1 protein-coding gene is annotated in these 559 nt (G+C 48.8%); it reads right to left on the bottom strand.

Translation table 11 applies throughout. The features are described 5' to 3' along the window. On the bottom strand, window positions 1–559 hold a 559-nt coding region (locus ACQ76X_RS36165), incomplete at both ends, for a hypothetical protein (protein ID WP_438498704.1).

Genomic DNA, 559 nt, shown 5'->3' on the forward strand with positions numbered 1-559 from the left:
GAGAACGATTCCTTTTAACCCCTTTGGGCTTTGTTGTCCAGTCTTTGCCTGTGTCTGCTCCGGATACTCTGCAATGGAAACGGGAGGATGAGGCAACTCCAACCCTTCTTCTCCAGTTCTGTTCTCATGCGTAAGTTCCACAACCTCTTCTGGCACTATATCTTTTCGGGTTCTTAACTTCTGCCACCCCAAACGGCATTTCAACGCCCACGAACTAAAACGAGGACGGATATATTGCCTCCACTTCGCTAGGAGAATGGGGATGACTTTTTTACAGCTACGCCATCCATTTCCGATAAACCCTTTGCTCAGCTTCAACTTATTAAATCGCCCTGCATCCGTAGCGGTTTCCTCAATGATCCATGGCCCCACGATGGACTCTTCCTCGATCTCCAGGTCTTCTGTATTCTCTGCTTCATCCCCTCCGGATTCATCCTCTTGGATGACTTTCAGAAGAAGGGGGCTAAAGATCGATTGAGCCTCTTCTTCCTCATTCTGTTCTTCCGGCTTTGTCACCTCTTCGGGTTCTTCCGCCCATGTTCCTTCAGCCATTTTCCAC

The organism is Paenibacillus sp. IHBB 3054, assembly GCF_051594305.1.
In the GTDB taxonomy this organism is placed as follows: domain Bacteria; phylum Bacillota; class Bacilli; order Paenibacillales; family Paenibacillaceae; genus Paenibacillus_AQ.